The organism is Corynebacterium sp. KPL2825 (assembly GCF_037908445.1).
In the GTDB taxonomy this organism is placed as follows: Bacteria; Actinomycetota; Actinomycetes; order Mycobacteriales; family Mycobacteriaceae; genus Corynebacterium; species Corynebacterium kefirresidentii.
Genome location: NZ_JBBMGI010000008.1, coordinates 1 through 18,704, shown reverse-complemented (window position 1 = coordinate 18,704; position 18,704 = coordinate 1). Strand labels below are relative to the sequence as shown.

At 57.5% G+C, this 18,704-nt stretch carries 20 protein-coding genes; 13 read left to right on the top strand and 7 right to left on the bottom strand.

The annotated features are described in order from the left end of the window. Positions 1-51 precede the first annotated feature (51 nt). Positions 52-552, bottom strand: coding sequence for a MarR family winged helix-turn-helix transcriptional regulator (locus WMQ00_RS07525; protein WP_023020140.1), 501 nt, complete (start codon positions 550-552; stop codon positions 52-54). Positions 553-606: 54 nt separating this feature from the next. After that, a complete protein-coding gene (locus WMQ00_RS07520; RefSeq protein WP_023020139.1) occupies positions 607-1,695 on the bottom strand; it encodes an inositol-3-phosphate synthase in 1,089 nt (362 codons plus the stop codon). 118 nt (positions 1,696-1,813) lie between these two features. Here WMQ00_RS07520 and WMQ00_RS07515 point away from each other — a divergent pair, with 118 nt between their 5' ends. From WMQ00_RS07515 to dnaB, 8 genes are all read left to right on the top strand, one after another. Then, on the top strand, positions 1,814-2,191 hold the full coding sequence (locus WMQ00_RS07515; protein WP_034655603.1) for a DUF5318 family protein: 378 nt from the start codon (positions 1,814-1,816) through the stop codon (positions 2,189-2,191). Positions 2,192-2,266: 75 nt separating this feature from the next. Beyond that, positions 2,267-4,519 carry a transglycosylase domain-containing protein gene (locus WMQ00_RS07510; protein ID WP_239206488.1) on the top strand — a complete coding sequence of 751 codons (2,253 nt, stop codon included), beginning with the start codon at positions 2,267-2,269 and terminating at the stop codon, positions 4,517-4,519. A gap of 6 nt (positions 4,520-4,525) precedes the next feature. Beyond that, a complete protein-coding gene (locus tag WMQ00_RS07505; protein WP_034655600.1) occupies positions 4,526-5,923 on the top strand; it encodes a glycosyltransferase family 87 protein in 1,398 nt (465 codons plus the stop codon). After that, positions 5,920-6,108, top strand: coding sequence for a hypothetical protein (locus WMQ00_RS07500; protein WP_023020135.1), 189 nt, complete (start codon positions 5,920-5,922; stop codon positions 6,106-6,108). The genes WMQ00_RS07505 and WMQ00_RS07500 overlap by 4 nt, the downstream gene beginning before the upstream one ends. A gap of 122 nt (positions 6,109-6,230) precedes the next feature. Further along, entirely contained in the window at positions 6,231-6,521 is a 291-nt protein-coding gene (gene rpsF / locus WMQ00_RS07495) for a 30S ribosomal protein S6 (protein ID WP_023020134.1), read from the top strand. A 49-nt stretch (positions 6,522-6,570) separates the two neighbouring features. Continuing rightward, entirely contained in the window at positions 6,571-7,119 is a 549-nt protein-coding gene (locus WMQ00_RS07490; RefSeq protein WP_023020133.1) for a single-stranded DNA-binding protein, read from the top strand. Positions 7,120-7,167: 48 nt separating this feature from the next. Next, a complete protein-coding gene (rplI, locus tag WMQ00_RS07485) occupies positions 7,168-7,620 on the top strand; it encodes a 50S ribosomal protein L9 (protein ID WP_023020132.1) in 453 nt (150 codons plus the stop codon). A gap of 463 nt (positions 7,621-8,083) precedes the next feature. Continuing rightward, the gene (gene dnaB, locus WMQ00_RS07480; protein ID WP_023020131.1) at positions 8,084-9,514 is read left to right on the top strand and encodes a replicative DNA helicase; all 1,431 of its coding nucleotides are present in this window, start codon (positions 8,084-8,086) and stop codon (positions 9,512-9,514) included. A gap of 1 nt (position 9,515) precedes the next feature. Here dnaB and WMQ00_RS07475 read toward each other — a convergent pair whose 3' ends face one another. The 4 genes from WMQ00_RS07475 to WMQ00_RS07460 are packed head-to-tail and all read right to left on the bottom strand — an operon-like array spanning position 9,516 to position 13,682. Next, entirely contained in the window at positions 9,516-10,019 is a 504-nt protein-coding gene (locus WMQ00_RS07475; RefSeq protein ID WP_023029499.1) for a VanZ family protein, read from the bottom strand. Further along, a complete protein-coding gene (locus WMQ00_RS07470; protein ID WP_023020129.1) occupies positions 10,009-11,310 on the bottom strand; it encodes an MFS transporter in 1,302 nt (433 codons plus the stop codon). Before WMQ00_RS07470 ends, WMQ00_RS07475 begins: the two co-directional genes overlap by 11 nt. Before the next feature lie 9 nt (positions 11,311-11,319). Continuing rightward, entirely contained in the window at positions 11,320-13,473 is a 2,154-nt protein-coding gene (locus WMQ00_RS07465) for a heavy metal translocating P-type ATPase (protein WP_200288523.1), read from the bottom strand. 8 nt (positions 13,474-13,481) lie between these two features. Then, on the bottom strand, positions 13,482-13,682 hold the full coding sequence (locus WMQ00_RS07460; RefSeq protein ID WP_023020127.1) for a heavy-metal-associated domain-containing protein: 201 nt from the start codon (positions 13,680-13,682) through the stop codon (positions 13,482-13,484). Positions 13,683-13,746: 64 nt separating this feature from the next. Between WMQ00_RS07460 and trxA the strand changes: the two genes are divergently transcribed. After that, positions 13,747-14,169 (top strand): thioredoxin, encoded by a 423-nt coding sequence (gene trxA / locus WMQ00_RS07455; protein WP_374048517.1) that lies wholly within the window; start codon positions 13,747-13,749, stop codon positions 14,167-14,169. Positions 14,170-14,253: 84 nt separating this feature from the next. Then, positions 14,254-14,991, top strand: a complete 738-nt coding sequence (locus WMQ00_RS07450) for a PspA/IM30 family protein (protein ID WP_086588336.1) — start codon at positions 14,254-14,256, stop codon at positions 14,989-14,991. On the opposite strand, the gene WMQ00_RS07445 is transcribed toward WMQ00_RS07450, so the two are convergent. Further along, positions 14,988-16,085, bottom strand: a complete 1,098-nt coding sequence (locus WMQ00_RS07445; RefSeq protein ID WP_023020125.1) for an NYN domain-containing protein — start codon at positions 16,083-16,085, stop codon at positions 14,988-14,990. The two genes, WMQ00_RS07450 and WMQ00_RS07445, sit on opposite strands and share 4 nt — an antisense overlap. Positions 16,086-16,288: 203 nt before the next feature. Between WMQ00_RS07445 and WMQ00_RS07440 the strand changes: the two genes are divergently transcribed. Genes WMQ00_RS07440 through WMQ00_RS07430 form a run of 3 tightly spaced genes read left to right on the top strand, consistent with a single transcriptional unit; the run spans position 16,289 to position 18,431 of the window. Continuing rightward, a complete protein-coding gene (locus tag WMQ00_RS07440) occupies positions 16,289-16,663 on the top strand; it encodes a GntR family transcriptional regulator (protein WP_023020124.1) in 375 nt (124 codons plus the stop codon). After that, a complete protein-coding gene (locus tag WMQ00_RS07435; RefSeq protein WP_023020123.1) occupies positions 16,660-17,463 on the top strand; it encodes an AAA family ATPase in 804 nt (267 codons plus the stop codon). Before WMQ00_RS07440 ends, WMQ00_RS07435 begins: the two co-directional genes overlap by 4 nt. Then, a complete protein-coding gene (locus tag WMQ00_RS07430) occupies positions 17,460-18,431 on the top strand; it encodes a hypothetical protein (RefSeq protein WP_023020122.1) in 972 nt (323 codons plus the stop codon). The genes WMQ00_RS07435 and WMQ00_RS07430 overlap by 4 nt, the downstream gene beginning before the upstream one ends. Positions 18,432-18,704 lie beyond the last annotated feature (273 nt).

Here is an 18,704-nt window from a genome sequence, read left to right as displayed (position 1 = left end):
CCCTCAATTATCACGTTAAGCCGGAGAAAAATGAAATCACCGCGGGCAAAACTAGCGCTGTTCGCCGTTCATTGTGGGGCGATAGACATCTGCAAGCTTGGAGATGACAGTGGCTACTTCATTCGCGGTATCCAAATCTTCAGGCTCTAGCCACCGCATGATTTCTGCCAAGGCCGAGGCGCGCTGCTGTGAAACGATGGCGAGTTCAGATTCGCCCAATTGCGTCAGCGCTACCAGGACACCGCGGCGGTCTTCCTCATCGCGGTGGCGTTCTACGTAGCCGTGGCGCTCTAGCTGATAGAGCGCGTTAGAGGCGGTGGGCATGCGGATAAGCTCTGCCTGCGCGATGGTGGATACGCGTGATGGACCCCGCATACGCAGCTGGTTCATGATGGATACCTGGGAGGTGGTCAAAGAAGAGCCCTCTGCCGTGCGCTGGAAAATAAGGATGAGCTTATTGAGCGCCGGTTGGATGGAACGCGCGACCTCGACGGCATCCTCGTATGTAGACGGGGATTGAGCGGGGCCCTTCTCCTCATGTTGCTGCGTCATAGAAAACGATTGTATAGCTCGTTTTCTCTGCGCGGTAGTTTGGAAGTTAAAAAGTTAGCTTCCGGCAATAAAATCTTCCAGCTCGGCGCGTGCCACGTCATCGGCCTTTTGCACCGGCGGGGACTTCATCAGGTAGGACGAGGCAGGCAGTACTGGGCCGGCAACCCCGCGGTCGAGGGCAATCTTGGCGGCGCGCACAGCATCAATGATGATGCCGGCAGAGTTAGGTGAGTCCCAGACCTCCAGCTTGTACTCTAAGTTCAGCGGGACTTCGCCGAAGGCAGATCCTTCCAAACGGACATAGGCCCATTTGCGGTCATCGAGCCATTCCACATAATCCGAAGGGCCGATGTGAACATTGCGGTCCTCGCGCTTGCCGGCGATAGGCGAGTTGTGCAGGTTAGAGGTGACGGCCTGCGTTTTGGAAATCTTCTTTGATTCGAGGCGCTCGCGTTCGAGCATATTCTTAAAGTCCATATTGCCGCCCACATTGAGCTGCATGGTGCGCTCCAAGCGCACGCCGCGGTCCTCGAAGAGTTTTGCCATGACGCGGTGCGTAATGGTGGCACCTACCTGGGATTTAATATCATCGCCCACAATGGGCAGCCCGGCGTCTTCAAACTTCTTCGCCCATTCTGGATCAGAGGCAATAAAGACCGGCAGGGCATTGACGAAGGCGCAACCGGCATCGATGGCCGCTTGCGCGTAGAACTTATCCGCATCTTCGGAGCCCACCGGCAGGTAGGAAACTACGACGTCGGCGCCGGATTCGCGAAGGACAGCGGGGACGTCGGCAAGCGGGGCTTCTGATTCCGCAATGGACTCTTGGTAGTAACGGCCCAAGCCATCCAGGGTAGGCCCGCGCTGCACGGTAACGCCCAGGTTCGGGACGTCGGTAATAGAAATGGTGCAATTGCGGGAGCTGCGCGTGGCCTCCGCAAGGTCCTTGCCCACTTTGTCCGCATCCACGTCGAAAGCGGCAACAAATTCCACGTCGCCGACGTGATACGGGCCAAACTGGGTGTGCATCAAACCGGGAATATCTGCATCGGCAGCGGCGTTGCGATAAAACTCCACGCCTTCAATGAGGGACGTGGCGCAATTGCCGACGCCCACGATGGCGACCTTTACCTTCTCGGACAAGGTTTACTCCTTTTATATCCATGAATTGTGGTTGTCAGTGACTGCGCAAGACTAAGCCGAAAATTATGCCCTGCGGTGGCATAACACCATGTGGATCGATCAAGAAGAGGTAATTAGGATGATCCGGGTGAATTCCGTTGCCTATAAGCATGTGCTCTCCCACGAGTGGGAACGCGCCCACCATCTGCGCGAATTTCGCGCTGGGCAGCTCACACGGGAAGAGGTATGCGATGCCGATTTTCTGCTGCGCGCCGCAGCTGAGCACCACGGGCGCACCATGGATAAAGAATGCCCAGTGTGCGGCGAGCCTTTGCGGCTTACCCGCTGGGTCTATGGAGAGAACCTCGGCCGGCGTGCTGGGAGCGCCCGTAGTGATAAAGAAATAGCGGAATTTGTAGCCGAGGGCTTGGAGTTTACGGTGCACGAGGTGGAGGTATGTCGCCAGTGCCGGTGGAACCACTTGTTGCGTTCTGCTACTGCTTTTAACGCGTGTTAGTTTCCGGCGCACCGCCTTAGGCAGTAAGCTGCAATTATTTAGTTTGTGATCAGGGATGAATGAGGACACGAATCAGTGACCGAGAAGGAATCTACCGGCAAGTCCACTAAGGTGGCTCGCCCCAGCAAAAAGCAGGCGAAGAAGAAACGCCGCATCTGGCCGTGGGTCGTTTTGGCGTTCCTACTGGTCTTTGTGGCATTGCCCGCAGGACTTTTTGCCTATGCGTACTCGCAATACACCGTTCCGGAGCCCAAGGACCTGGCCAATAACCAAGTCTCCACCATTTACGCGGGCGATAACCAGACCCAGCTCGCCCGTTTGGTGCCGCCGGAAGGCAACCGTACCCACGTAAACCTGGATGAGATCCCGGACTATGTGCAGGACTCCGTGCTTGCCGCGGAGGACCGCGATTTCTGGGATAACTCCGGCTTCTCCTTCACCGGCCTCGGCCGCGCCGTGGTGGGTAAGGTAACCGGCAACGCTGATGCTGGTGGCGGTTCCACCATTACCCAGCAGTATGTGAAGAACACGCTGGTGGGTAATGAGTACTCCTATGTGCGCAAGATTCGCGAGCTTATCTACTCGGTGAAAATGACCAATGAGTGGGAAAAGAAGGATATTCTCAACGCCTACCTCAACACCGTGTACTTCGGACGCAATGCCTACGGCATTCAGGCCGCATCCAACGCCTACTTTAATAAGGACGCCAAGGACCTCACCCCGGAGGAAGGCGCCATGCTCGCCGGCCTCATCCAGTCCCCGTCCGGACTCGACCCCCGCGTGAACCAAGAGGGCTCCGAGGACCGCTGGAACTACGTCCTAGATGGCCTCGTGGGCATGGGTGACCTCACCCAAGAACAGCGCGATGGGATGACTTTCCCGGAGACCCGCGACCCAACCGAGTACTCGGCTTATACTGAGGCCCCGGGCGCCAACGGTCACATCAAAGATCAGGTCATCCGTGAGCTGGAAGAGGTAGGCATCACCGAAAACGAGGTGTCCACCGGTGGTCTGCGCATTACCACCACCATTGATATGAACGTGCAGAACAACACCATCCAGGCAGTCGATGAGCAGATGGCTCCCCTGCAGGAAGATGCACGTGCGGCTTCCGTCACCATCGACCCAAAGACCGGTGCGGTCCGCGGGTACTTCGGTGGCCACGATTCCAATGGTTGGGATTACGCCAACTCCCCGCTGCAGACCGGTTCGACTTTCAAGATCATGGCCCTAGCAGCTGCCCTGCAGCAGGGAATTAGCCTGGATACTAATTACTCTTCTGCTCCTTATCAGCTGCCGGGATCCGATGTGGTTACCAACGTGGGCGGTGGCTGCGGCGTATGCAACCTGCGCGAGGCTACCAAGCAGTCCCTGAATACCTCCTTCCTGCGCCTGCAGGCGGACCTGAAGAACGGTACGCAGGACACCGCGGATATGGCGCATGCCCTGGGTGTGGCTAAGTCCCTGCCGGGCATTGAGAAGACGCTGACGGAAAAGGGCAAGCAGCCATTCGAGGGCATCGTCCTGGGTCAGTACCAGTCCCGCCCGCTCGATATGGCTACCGCGATGTCCACCCTGGCTAACCAGGGTGTGTGGCATAATCCCCACTTTGTGCAGCGCGTAGAAAACGCCGCCGGCGAAGTGCTGTACGAGCACCCTGAAGATGAAGGCGAGCGCCGCGTATCGTCCAATGTGGCCAATAACGTCCTCGAGGCCATGGAGCCGGTAGCCGCGTGGTCCAATGGCGCCCTTGCGGGCGGCCGCGCTTCTGCCTCTAAGACCGGTACGACCCAGATGGGCGATACCGGAAATAACAAGGATGCCTGGATGGTTGGTGCCACCCCGCAGCTGGCCACTGCCGTGTGGGTAGGTACCGCAGATAACACCTCCGCCATTTTCGATCAGTACGGTGGCATCATGTACGGCGCGGGCGCGCCGACCAAGATTTGGAAGGCCGTGCTGGATAACTCCCTGGCCAACTCCGAATTCCAAAACTTCCCGGCCGCCTATCCACTGGGATTCGGCAATATGGGCGCCGGAACGGCCGCCCCGGCCTATGACCCGAGCTGGGATAGCGGCGCTGGCGATACGCAAAACTACGAGGCTCCAGAGCAGCAGGCTGCGCCGGAAGAAGAGACCAAGCCGGTCCAGCCACAAGAGAAGCCGGAGAGCCCGAAGCCAGCGCCAAGTCCACAGCGTGGCAACCGTGGCAACAATGGCAACAATGGCAACAATGGCAACAACAACCAAGCACCGGCCCAGCAAGAGGCTCCGTCCTTAGATGACCTCATTGGTCCGAATAGCGACCTGGCAGACCTTCTAGGGTAGGCGGCAGTGACAGTGAATTCGCACCAGCGCATTCCCGTCTCCTCAGAGCCGTTGGCCCGCGGAGTAATTGAATTCCTCGGCGGGCCAATGGGCCGTTTTGCCGGCGTTCGCCCCACTCAATGGTGGACCCCGCTGCGCGCCATCATCGCCGTCGGTTGGGTATTTCTGGCTTGCGGATTCCTCTCCAAAGCCAATTGTGCCGGCGGTACCCGCGGTGATGACGGGGTTATTAGCTTGAATTGGGCAGCAAACCGCCAGTACACCTCTTTCTGCTATAACGACATCATCCCGCTCTACGGCGGCCGTGGCCTCGATGAAGGCGGCTTCCCCTATGCCTATTCTTGGCAGGAGGGCGACCTGACCCGCTATATGGAATACCCGGTCCTCGCGGGCTTATTCCAAGGAATGATGGGGTGGATCGCCCGCAATACCTATTCCCTTGTGGAGTGGGCCGGAATCCCGGAGGCCGGTTGGTACTTCGGCCTCACCGCCCTGGTCATGTCCTGTATCTGGGTCGGCGTGCTTTATATGGTCTACCTGTTGGTAGGCAATCGCACGTGGGACACCATCCTCGTAGCGGCCAGCCCCCTTATCATCATTCACGCCTTTAGCAACTGGGATATCCCCTCCATCGCCTTTGCCGTAGGCGCGCTTCTGGCCGCCGCGCGCAAGCGGCCGGTGGTAGCAGGTGTCCTTATCGGCCTTGGCGCCTCTTTCAAGCTATGGCCGGTCTTCATCTTGGGGGCATTCTTGGTCTTGGCGGTGCGCAACCGCCGTTGGTCGCAATTTTTCCTAGCCTTACTTGGCGCGTCCGTAGCTTGGATTGCGGTCAACGCGCCGGTGGCAATGAAATACCCGGATGCGTGGCGAGAATTTTTCCGCCTCAACCAAGAGCGCGGTGCGGAGTGGACCACCATCTACTCAGTGCTCAGCCGCAATACCGGCATGAGTTTTAGCCCAGAGTTTCTCAATACCTTCAGCTTGGTGGCTTTTTTGGCTCTTTGCGCAGCAATTGCGGTGCTGGGTCTGCGCAGCGCGCGAACCCCGCGCATGGCAGAGCTGGTCTACCTCATCGTGGCTGCCTTTTTATTGGTCAACAAGGTGTGGTCGCCGCAGTATTCGCTTTGGCTGGTGGTCCCCGCAGCTCTGGCGTTGCCGCGCTGGCGTCTGGTCTTTAGCTGGGCGCTTGTCGACGCCCTGGTATGGCCGCTATTGATGTGGCACATGCTGGGCACGGACAATAAGGGCATTCCGCACGAGCTTCTCGACGTCGCCGTTATTTCCCGCGATGCCCTCATTATCGCCATGGCTGTATTTATCATTCGCCAGATGTGTGGGAAGGTCACGGATAAGGTGCGCGATGCGCATGGTAGCAGTGATCCTTTGGCAGGAGCATTCGCATGATTGTTACCTATATCGGGATGGCCTCCATCTTCTTAGGCTTTCTCTGCGTGATGGGTGCCTTTTGGCTGTTTCATAACCGCGAGGATCGGCGCGGGCCCATCGTTTTAGGGATCTTGGCTATCCTTTTCCTCACCATCATTCCGGCGACAGCCGCTGTGTTTTTCGCCGCAACTACCACCGGTTAGATTTCTTTTCGCCGGTCACTTGCGGTACTGTAGTGGGGTTGCTTGACGCAACGTACCCTCCTGCTGCATCCGCAAAGGTGATGCAGCCGAAAACTACTAGACCATAGGAGGTGATGAGGTCCGTGCGTCACTACGAAGTCATGATCATTCTGGATCCTAATCAGGATGAGCGCACCGTAACCCCGTCCCTGGATAAGTTCCTCGAAATCGTCCGCCAGGATGGCGGCAAGGTTGAGAACCTTGATGTATGGGGCAAGCGTCGTCTTGCATACCCCATCAACAAGAAGGAAGAGGGCATTTATGCCGTCGTCAACTTGGAGTGCGAGCACACTTCGGTTGCCGAGCTCGACCGCCGTCTGAACCTGAACGACACCATCCTGCGTACCAAGGTTCTGCGCACCGACAGCAAGTAACGGATACTGGGATCAAGCACAATCCACGTAACCGATAAGGAGTAAAGACATGGCACAGGGAGATACCAATATCACGGTGGTAGGCAACATCGTTGCTGACCCCGAGCTGCGCTTCACCCCGGCGGGTGCGGCAGTAGCTAACTTCCGCGTCGCCTCCACCCCTCGTCGCTATAACTCGCAGACGAACCAGTGGGAAGACGGCGAAGCTATGTTCCTGACCTGCAACGTATGGCGTCAGGCGGCAGAAAACGTCGCCGAAACCCTGTCTAAGGGCATGCGCGTCATCGTTACCGGACGCTTGAAGCAGCGTTCCTTCCAGACCCGCGAGGGTGAAAACCGCACCGTATTCGAGATTGACGTCGACGAAGTCGGCCCGTCTCTGCGCTACGCCACCGCACAGGTAAACCGCAATCCACGTGAGGGCGGCAATAACTTTAGCGGCGGCCAGCAGCGCTCGAATAACAATAATCAGGGCGGTTTTGGAGGCGGCCAGCAACAGCAGCCGCAGCAGCAGAACCAGGCTCCTTCTGAGGATCCGTGGAACTCCGCGCCACCAGCTGGTGGTTTCGGAGGCGCTGATTCTGAACCTCCGTTCTAAGTCTGTCACCCGCAACTATTCAACTAACTCAATTGAAAGGCAGGGATCATGAAGCTGATCCTCACCGCTGCCGTTGAGAACCTCGGCGCCGCTGGCGAAATTGTTGAGGTTAAGGACGGCTACGGACGTAACTACCTGCTTCCTCGCGGCCTGGCTATCGTGGCTACCCGCGGCGCAGAGAAGCAGATTGAGGGCATCAAGCGCGCCCAGGAAGCTCGCGAGATTCGCGACCTGGATCACGCACGTGAGGTCCGCAACCAGCTCGAGCAGCTGACGGATGTCAAGGTAGAGGTTAAGACCTCCGAATCCGGTAAGCTCTTCGGTTCCGTTAAAGCAGAAGACATTGTCAACGCCGTCTCCAAGGCCGGTGGCCCAAAGCTGGATAAGCGCATTGTTGTGCTTCCAAAGGGCCTGGTCAAGAAGACCGGCAACTACCAGGTCGAGCTGAAGCTGCACGCTGATGTTATCGGCAAGGTGAACTTCTCGGTCGTTGCTGCCTAACTAGGCGCACGACGGTCCATATAGACCCAAAGACAACAGCAACGCTTTAGGCCTCAAGTTCCTGCTATGTGAGGTGGCAGGCTCTTGGGGCCTTTAGCGCGTTTTCACCGGCTTGTGGATAACTGTGGAAATCTGTGGATAACTCTCCAGCTCATTAACTTTGCGTTTACACCTCGGTTGCTTTATTAACCCGCAGGTCAGGGCCCTTATCCACTGTTAATGTGCCACTTTTCACATCTGCGAAAACCCGTCGTGAGCAGGGGATATGATGTGTGCAGGTCATGGAGGTTTTGAGTTATCCACAAGCATATGCAGGGCAATTGCGGCCCGAGTATGCCGCGACCAGCAATTTCCACACCATCCTGTGGATAACTTCCGGCTTTATACCCAGGGGGTAGTGTCCCGGCGCTAGACTAAACTGAAATTCCGTTACGCTCGCTCGAATAGCTACAAGGGGGAAGACATGACCAACGCCAGCTTTGACGATGAACACCTGCCGCCGGAGCCGCCGCCCGAGGAGGAACCGGCCCCACGCCGTCGCTTTCAGCAGGAAGAGCCAAAGCGCTATGGAGAATTCCGCCAGCCCCCCGCAGACCGGGAGGCGGAGCAGGGCGTCCTAGGCGCAATGCTGCTGAGCCCCCATACGGTGATGGAAGTCATTGAGGAACTGGAACCGGAGGACTTTTACTATCCGGCCCATACCCTGATCTACCGCGCCATGCTGGACCTTTATTCTGAGGGTAAAGACGTCGATGCTGTCATTTTGGCCTCTCAGCTGGATCGCTTTAATAACCTCGAACGCGTTGGTGGCGCCCCCTATCTGCACACGCTGCTGGCCACGGTGCCGACGGCGGCAAATGCCCGCTATTACGCAGAGATCGTGGCGGAGAAGGCCGTGTTGCGCAAGCTGGTTGATGCCGGCACCCGCGTAGTACAGCTAGGATTTTCCGGCACCGAGGATGCAGAGATCGAGTCCGTCCTGGACCGCGCCCAGCAGGAAGTCTTCGCCGTCGCCCAGCGCAAAACTGCGGAAGATTACCGAGTCTTGGGTGACCTCATTGACCCCACCATTGATGAGCTGGCAGCACTGCAGCAAGCCGGCGGTGTGGAACTAGGCGTGCCAACTGGTTTTATCGATCTAGATAAGCTGACTAACGGTCTCCACGCGGGCCAGATGGTCATCGTCGCTGCTCGTCCCGGTGTGGGTAAATCGACCCTAGCCATGGATTTCATGCGGTCCTGCTCCTTGCAGCATGGTAAGTCCTCGGTAATCTTCTCCCTCGAGATGTCAGCCTCGGAGATTGTCATGCGCCTGCTCTCGGCGGAATCAGAAGTCAAGCTGGCCGATATGCGCGGCGGCCGTGTCTCCACCGAGGACTGGGCGAAAATTGATGAGACCCTCAACCGAGTGCAAGACGCCCCGCTGTTTATTGATGACTCTCCAAACCTGACGATGATGGAGATTCGTTCCAAGGCTCGCCGCCTAAAGCAGCAGCACGGGCTGGATTTGATCGTCTTGGACTACCTGCAGCTGATGTCTTCGGGTAAAAAGGTTGAGTCCCGCCAGCAAGAGGTTTCCGAATTCTCCCGCCAGCTCAAGCTTTTGGCCAAGGAGCTAGAGGTTCCTCTCATCGCAATTTCGCAGCTGAACCGTGGACCCGAGGCGCGTACTGATAAAAAGCCGCAGCTTGCTGACCTCCGTGAGTCCGGCTCCTTGGAGCAGGACGCCGATATGGTCATGCTGCTGTACCGTCCTGACTCCCAGGATCGCGATAATGAGCGCGCCGGCGAGGCGGATATTATCCTAGCCAAGCACCGTGGCGGTCCAATCGATACCGTGCAGGTGGCACACCAGCTGCACTACTCCAAGTTCGTCAATATGGCCCACGGATAAATTACAGGTCGACCACCGCATTGGGATCGCCCAATCGTGGGCCGAGGATAACCAACACCAGGAAAACCGCAGCTGCGGCAAGCGCTAACCAGCGCCAGACGGGGAAGAAGCGTTCGCCACATAGGCGGGCGAACGCCGCACCGATGAGTGCGCCCACGGTGTTAAATATGAGGTCATCAATATCCGTTCGCCCAAGGGCAAACGCATATTGGCACACCTCCAGCACTAGGCTCAGGCCAAATCCCCACGCCACAGTGGTTTTAATGGAACGGCACAGACTAAACACCAGCATTCCAAACGGGATAAAGAAGGCCGTGTTTCCCGCGTACTCAAATAGCGGACCAAACCAGCTGCCGCCGCAGAATTCATCCAGCGGCACCCAGCGCAGTTCTCGCGCACGCTGATTTTCCGGTTTCCACAAATAGCCGATTTGGTAGAAAGGCTTGAGCGTGGTCAATGCGACCATAACGGCCGTCCACGCGGCGAGGGAGAGCCTACTGAGCAAGCGCTATTCCTTTCTGCTCGGGCAGACTGAAGGCGGCGGCAGCCGCAATGCCAAATGCTGCGGCGAATACAATAAATAACCAGGCCGTCCCACCCGCAGCAAGCAGTGGCGGGACGATTAGTGGGGCCGCAATAGATGCTAGCCTACCGAAGCCTGCTGCCGCTCCCGTACCACGCCCTCGCAATGAAGTGGGATACAGCTCCGGACCGATGGCATAGAGGGCTCCCCAGGCGCCGAGGTTGAAGAAGGAGAGCAGACAACCAGCCAGGATGATCAATGCTTCCGTAGCTGCTGCTCCATATAGGCCGGCTGCTGCTGCCGAGCCGAGCAGGAATACCGCGAGGGTTACCCGCCTGCCCCAGAGCTCGATGAGCCAAGCTGCCACCGCGTAGCCAGGCAGCTGGGCAAGGGTGATAATGAGGGTAAAACTAAAAGACTTCACTAGGGAGAAACCGTCGGCTACTAGCAGAGAGGGAATCCAGATGAAGGCGCCATAGTAGGAGAGGTTTACACAGAACCAAATGGTCCACAACGCCGCGGTCCTCCTTCGTAGCTGCGGACTCCAGATAGACGCTGCGGGGGAAGGTGTGGGCTCTGGGAGGGCATCGTCCAGCGGGCGATTTTCCGCCGCGGCTTCGAAACTGGCAACGATAGCTTCGGCCTCATCATGGCGGCCTTTGGATTCAAGGAAACGCACAGATTCTGGTAGACCGCGGCGCACATAGATTGAATACGCGGCTGGCAGCATGCCAAGGGCCAGGGCCCAGCGCCAACCGGATTCAGATGTGCTCACCACGAAAGTGCCGATGATGGCCGCAAGGATCCATCCCAAGGCCCAGAATGCCTCGAGAATGACTACCATCCTTCCGCGGACCCGCCGAGGCGCGAATTCGGATATGAGCGTGGAGGCAACTGGTAGCTCGGCTCCGAGGCCCAACCCAACGATGAATCGGAAGAAGATGAGAACCGTAAGTCCCCCAGCTAGCGCGGATGCCCCTGTTGCCAAGCCGTAGACAAGCAAGGTGAGAGAAAAGACATTGCGGCGGCCGAATTTATCTGCCAGCAATCCGCCAAAGGTTGCACCGAGCGCCATGCCAAGGAAGCCTGCCGAGGCCAACCAGGAGGTCTGGCTGGCACCTAGATCCCAGTGAACGGCAAGGGCGGCCATGATGAAGGAGATTAACCCGACATCCATAGCATCAAGCGCCCATCCAAGGCCGGAACCTAAGAGTAGGCGCTTGTGCTTAGAGGTGACGGGAAGGCGATCGAGACGTTCGGTGCGGCTGAGCATGCGATAATACTATCGCTGAACAGAAAAACCTTTCAGGCGTAGTGAGTTGGTAACCACAAAAACCGAGCTCAGTGCCATCGCGAGGCCGGAAAATAATGGGTTGAGCAGGCCAAGCGCGGCAACAGGAATGAGTATGACGTTATAGGCAAAGGCCCAGAAAAGGTTGCCCTTGATAATTGCTAGCGTGCGGCGCGAGAGCCGAATGGCATCAGCAGCGCAGCGTAGATCGCCGTTCATCAGGGTGATATCAGAGGCTTCAATTGCCACGTCGGTACCCGCGCCCATGGCGAGCCCAAGGTCCGCCTGGGCAAGGGCGGCGGCGTCGTTAATGCCGTCGCCGACCATCGCCACGGTATGCCCGGAGCGTTGCAGTTCCTTGATGCTATCTACCTTGTCTTCTGGGAGGACTTCGGCTCTGACGTGCTCGATTCCTACCTCGGCGGCCACGGCGTGGGCGGCTCCAGCGTTATCACCGGTTAGCAGGTAAGGGGTAAGCCCAAGTTCCTTCATCTGTGCCACTGCGGCGGCAGAGCTGGGCTTGATGGTATCGCGGACCTCAATGATTCCGGCAGGTTGGCCGTCCACGGAGACAACCACCGGCGTGGCACCAGAGTCTTGTGCCTCGCGGAATGGTGCTTTTAAGTCCCCCAAGGGGCCTTGCGGCTTGCCGACGCCCACTCGGACCCCCTCTACAGTTCCTTCCACGCCGCCTGGAACTACTGCGAATTCGGTAGCCGGTTCCACGCTGCATTCCTGGGCAATGGCACGGGCGATGGGGTGTTCGGAATTGTGCTCGACGGCCGCGGCCAGCTCGAGCACGTCACCGTGGACGGCGGTAACGGACATCTCTCCAGCCGTGACCGTGCCGGTTTTATCCATCACAATGGTGTCGATTTGGCGCGTAGACTCCAAGATTTCCGGGCCCTTAATGACAAGCCCGAGCTGTGCGCCGCGGCCGGTGCCGACGAGGATAGCGGTGGGCGTCGCCAAGCCCATGGCGCATGGGCAGGCCACAATGAGAACGGATACGGCGGCGATAAAGGCCGGGGCTATCCCGCCGAAGAAGAGGTGAACAATCAGCGTAAGCGCAGCTACCGCAATCACCACAGGGACGAAGACCTGCGCGATGCGGTCCACGAGGCGCTGCACTGGTGCCTTGGAGGTTTGGGCATCTGTGACGAGCTGGGCCATCTGGGCCAGTACCGTATCCTCGCCCACCTTGGTGGCTCGCACCTCAATGCGGCCCGAAGCGTTGATGGTTGCACCAGTGACCGCATCGCCGGTACTCACCTCAACGGGTACTGGCTCGCCGGTAATCATGGACGTATCGACGGCCGAGTTGCCCGCCTTCACGATGCCATCGGTGGCGATCTTTTCGCCTGGGCGGACTACGAAGACATCGCCTACCTGCAGCTGTGCAATAGGGATGCGCCGCTCGCCCTGTGCGGTAAGTACCGAGGCTTCCTTAGCTCCTAAGGAGAGCAGCTCCCGCAGCGCCTCCGAAGACTGGCCTTTGGCCCGCGCCTCGAACCAGCGGCCGAGCAGCAGGAACGTAATGACCATGCCTACGGATTCAAAATAGATGTGGTCCATTTGTGCCGCGTTTGCATCCAGCGACATGTGCATCTTCATGCCCGGTTCGCCCGCGTTGCCGACAAACAGTGCCCACAGCGACCAGAAGTAGGCCGCCGAAGTTCCCATGGTGATGAGCGTGTCCATGGTGAAAGAACCGTGCTTAAGGTTCGTCCACGTGGCGGTGTGGAAAGGTGCGCCACCAAAGATGTAGACGATGGTAGCGATGATGGCGCAGGCCCACTGCCAATTGGGAAATTGCAGGGCCGGCGACATCGATACCACCATGAGCGGCAGCGATAAAGCTCCGGCGACAATGGTGCGGCGCAGCAACGCGTCGCCATCGTCCTTCTTAGGCTGGGGATCCTCTGCCTTCGTCTCGGCCATGTCGAAAGCGCCGTAACCTGCGCCCTCAACCACCGAAATGAGCTCCTGCGGGCTAACCGTCTGGGAGTCATACTCGATGGCCGCTGCCTCGGTGGCAAAGTTGACGCTGGCGCTTACCCCGTCAAGCTTGTTGAGTTTGCGCTCGACGCGGGAGGAGCAGGAAGTGCACGTCATGCCCGTGACGCCAAGGTCCAAGTGGGACATGGCGGTGCCTACTTCAACGTGTAGCCGGCCTCAGTTACAGCGGCCGCTACCTGTTCATCGGTGAAATCGGTGCCACTAACCGTAACCGCGCCGGTGGTGTGGTCTGCAGTGACTTCGCTAACGCCGGAGATTTCGCCGACTTCTTCCTTTACTGACATTTCGCAATGTCCGCAGGTCATGCCCTCTACGGTGTAGTTCTTGGTGCTCATAATGATCCTTCCTTTGGGTTGATTTCTGTACCGATTTTATACCCCCTAGGGGTATGTGACAAGGATGATTCAGGTACGTTGGGGGAATAAAGCGATACGTAAAGGAGTTAGATCAAGCATGGCTACTATCGATGTCACCGAAGAAAACTTTGAAGAAACCGTTACCGGCGAAGGCATTACGCTCGTAGACGCTTGGGCCGATTGGTGCGGACCGTGCAAGCGCTTTGCGCCGGTTTTTGAAAAGGCCTCCGAAGAGCACACGGATGCTACCTTTGCCAAGCTGGATACCGAGGCTAACCAAGGCCTCGCATCCGCACTGGAGATTCAGTCCATTCCAACGCTGATGATTTTCCGCGATGGCATCTTGGTATTCCGTGAGGCTGGCGCGCTGCCCCCTGCAGCATTGGAAGACCTACTCAAGCAGGTTAAGGAACTCGACATGGCAGAGGTCCGCCGCCAGGTAGAAGAGCAAAATGCGCAGGGCTAATACCTACTAGCTTCCTCGGCGCTTTCTGGTGAGTATCGCTAAACTCGCTAGAAAGCGTCTTTTTTATTTCCAAAGGAGAAGATAATGGCTAACCCTTTCAGCAAAGGTTGGAAGTACATGATGAGTTCCTTCGATCAGAAGATTGATGAGAACGCTGATCCGAAGGTGCAGATCCAGCAGGCTGTTCAGGCAGCCAAGGAGCAGCACCAGCAGATTTCTGAGCACGCCGCAGAAATCATCGGCCATAAGTCTCAGCTGGAAATGCAGATGGACCGCCTGGTGAAGTCCCAGCAGGACTACCAATCTCAAACCCAGCGTGCATTGGAACTGGCAGATGCGGCGGAGGATCCGCAAAAGGCTGCCGAATATAACCAGGCTGCGGAAGTTGTTGCTTCTCAGCTGGTTGCAGTGGAGCAGGAACTGGAAGACGTCAAGCAGCAGTACGCTGCCGCAGAGCAAGCTGCCGCGCAGGCCAAGAGCCAGCAGCAGCAGTCTGAGGCGCGCTTGAAGGAGCAGCTAGCCCAGGTTAGCCAGCTGGAGGCCCAAGCGGATCAAGCAGCGATGCAAGAAAAGAACGCTCAGGCCATTGAATCCATGAATCAGCTAAACCCGGATGATTCCGTGCCTACTCTTGATTCTGTGCGCGCCAAGATTGAAAAGCGCTACGCCGATGCCCTGGGCGCGCAAGAATTGCAGCATGCTACCGGCGGTGATCGCATTAGTGAGATTAAAGCGGCCGGCAATGACATGAAGGCGACTGCGCGCCTTGATGCCATCCGGGCGGATATTAAGAAGAAGAAAGAGCTCGAGTCCGGCGATTAATTCTGCCGGCGAACGTTAATTAAAACCCCACGAATCCCCGAGTGGAAACCATCGCGCAGGTTCACGCGCTGAGTTTCGGTCAGGGTGTATTCGTGCAGGGTTTCGCAGGCAAATTGCAGTAATGGGCGGTCGATCTCCGGGGGAAGCCCGCCGCCCGAAAGCAGGTGTGCCTGGTCGCGCTGCTCGGTGCTAGCAGCGTTATCGAACCACCACGAGGCGTATTGCTGGCCCACGTCAAAGGGGGACTGGAATCCAGCCGAGCTCCACACTTCTTCTGGCAGCGGAACATATTTAGAGCGCAGTTTGCGGCGAGGAGCCATCATGGATGGCTTTGGTGCTGGTTTTTCCGCGGGAGAGTCCTCCTCGGCGGGGGAATCCTCTGCAGCATCCACCTTGGGCGGAGCCGGCTTGGGCGTTGGGGCCGGGGTGGGCTTTTCGGTAGCACCGAAGGCTGCTTCCACCTCCGAAGGCTCGCCGCATTCGTCCGGCTCCGGCATTTCCTCGCTGTCCTTGTGCGCGTTTTCGCGCACCACTGGCGGAAGCGGGCCTTCCAATACCTGCAATTCCATAGCATCGGCGAAGTCCTCGCGCGGGTCCAAAATGGTGGTGGAATCGCACGCATGGCGCAGGGCGGAGGACATGGAGTCCCAGCCAAATCCATAAAGATGCACGCGGATGCCATTGTCCACGGCTGCCTGGGCACCGGGAATCATGTCTGCATCGCCGCTGACGAGAACAAAATCAGTGAATTGACCCTTCATGGCGGCGATGACCATATCCGCCACCAACCGGGTATCCACGGCCTTTTGGGTGCGGCGCTCACCCCACTCGATGAGCTGGCCAGTGCGTAGTTGTACGCCTTCGCAGGTGCGCAACGCCCGTTGGTAGCGGTGCGGGCCGGTATCGGGAATGCCGTCATACCAGTATTGGCGTTGGATCGGGGTTCCCAGTTGGTTCTCGATCATCCCGCCCATCGTGCTGACCACCTCGGGTAGATCGATTTCTAGTTGCGCGCGAGCTCCGGTGTCCCATGAGTTATAAAAGCTTGCGAGCAAGTATGAGGTATCGACAAAGACAAGTGTGCGTTCAAGCATGGCTCCTAAGTTCCGTTCTAATTGTTCTAAATAAAATTCTTTGTGGTTTCCAGTGTGCCCCATTAGTCACAAAACGTCGATAACCTTGGACAAAATCCCAGCGCAGTAGGGGCAAAAAAGTTTTCTCTACGGAAGTATTGCAGCGGTGGACTGTTGCCGATATGGTTGGTTACACAAGTAGCTAACCAACGAACCGAGGGTTAATGGATAATTCCACCCAACCACTCTTCCGCCAGATTGCTTCCTTGGTGGAAGACGCCATTGTGGACGGAACCCTGGGCGAGGGGGACCGGGCTCCGTCCACTAATGAGCTTGCTGACTTCCACAACATCAACCCGGCCACCGCTCGCAAGGGGATAAGCCTCCTAGTGGATATTGGTGTGCTGGATAAGCGTCGCGGCATCGGCATGTTTGTCGCAGACGGTGCCCTGGCGAAGATCCGCGAGCGCCGCAGGGCCGATTTTGCGGCGGAATACATGGCCCCGCTTGTGGATGAAGCTGTGCGGCTGGGGTACCACCGCGCCCAACTCCATGACCTATTTGATCGCGTTGCAGAAAGCCGAGGAATGTACTCATGATTAAGACACGAGATTTCACCTTTGCCGATGGCCTGACGCACGGCCTAGTTGGCCCCAACGGCATAGGCAAAACCACGCTCCTGCGCAAGATCGCCGGCCAAATCCAATCAGGCGGGATAACGGTCTTCGGGGAGAACCCTTTTGATAATCAATCGGTTCTCAACCGAGTCATTTTGATGGGGATTGATAACCCGCTACCGGATTCCTGGGGCATCGGAAAGCTGGGCGTCATAGGAAAGGCACGGTGGCCGCGATGGGACGATGAGCGGTTTAATGAGCTGCTGGTTCGCTTTGATGTTCCGGCCAAGGCTTATTCTTCCCTTTCCCGCGGGCAAAAGTCTGCGGTGGGCTTCATCTTCGCCGTTGCATCTGGCTGCGAAGTCATGCTTCTCGACGAACCCTATCTCGGCCTCGATGCACAGCGCCGGGAGCTCTTTTATCAGGTGCTGCGAGAGGAACACGGCCGCACCATGGTCATTTCCACCCATCACCTCAATGAGGTGGCGGGCCTTCTCGATACCGTTTCTCTCATGGGAGATAATCCAATTTCCGGTCCAATCGATGACTTCATCGAGGGGATTCTGGAGCTCACTGGTCCATCCGAGTCTCTCACCGCAGCGGCCGAGGAGCTGGGCCTTCCTGAGCTGACTAGGACAACCACGTCCTTAGGGGATCGCGTGCTTATCGACGCCCGCTCCGCTTCGACCGATCCCATTTTTCGCATTGCCCAGGCCAACGGCCTGCGTGTCAATGAGGTCTCTTTAGAGCGTGCGGTGCTGGCATTAGAGGAGAGAGCATGAAACTACTGTGGTACCTAGGCGATTGGTGGCTCTGGACCTTTTTCCTGTTCGCATTATTGGTCATGCCAGTCATGGCAGAGGGAACATGGAGCGTGCTCCCCGTAATCGCTTCCTTGGGGCTCGTGCTCTCCCTGCAGCCTGACTTTCAGAAATATCAACTAGTGGGCTTGGGATCGAAAATCTGGAACGAACATCGTCGCATTCTCGTCGCGCTACTCGCACTAGCGGCAGCCGTGGGCGCTCTCACTGTGCAGCTGTGGTGGGCATTGCCTGTTTATGCAGTCGCGACGCTATGGGCCATGTATCGCAGCGCCACTCCGAAACGCTCCGGGTACACCACTGTTGGCGTGCAACCTTCGAGCGGATTTGGTTGGTTCCCCCGCACCTTGGCCGGGCAAACGATCTATCGCCCGCAGGCCAAAGCTTGGTGTGGGGCGTGTTTGGCGCAGATGATTGGCTTAGTTCTCTACCAGTATGAGGACGCGGCTTCAGTGCTCGAATTCCTCGGCATCTTCATCTGGGTACTGACTGTTGTGCTGCTCGGGGCGGTCTTGGGCAGCTTAAGAAAATCCCTCCGCGAATACACGGTTATGGGAGGAAGTCGTAGAGATTGGGCCCTGCATACTGCAGTGCTCGGCCTGATACCTGTCCTCGCAGCCATCAGTATCAGCGCAGCACTGACGAATGACAGTGAACTCGTTACGGCCATCGCATTGCTTAGTGCGACCTGTGCCCCGGTTTTGGTCACGCTGGAATTTCTGGGAAAGAAGAACTGGTACCTATTCATCCTCTATGCGGTCCTCATAGCCGGAATAGTCGTCATTTACGTCCAGACCCCCATCCCCGCAATTGCCAAGTTCTTCTTGGCGGTGGCCTTCTATGCAGTATGGGCATTGACCCTCCCCAGCTACATTCGCCGAGCGAATGTTCACGGCGGCGGAATGAGTCGTTGGATGGGCGTATCTTAAAGCTCCCAAAATAGTAATTGTCCTGGGGATTTGTGTTTTTTTGAGTCGCTGTGTAACTTAATACGAGTCAGCGCGACCGACAGCGCCCCACAGGAACAAGAAAGTTCCTGGCTGAAGCGGCGATAGGAAAACAGGCCCTGACAAAATAAATTTTTCGCTCACGACGAGCTACACACGCAAGTGTGTCGTTGTTGTGTGGTGGTGATGTTTGAGAACTCAATAGTGTGCCAATGTACTTTTTATTTTTTGTGTGCATGGTTGTGTGTTGATTGG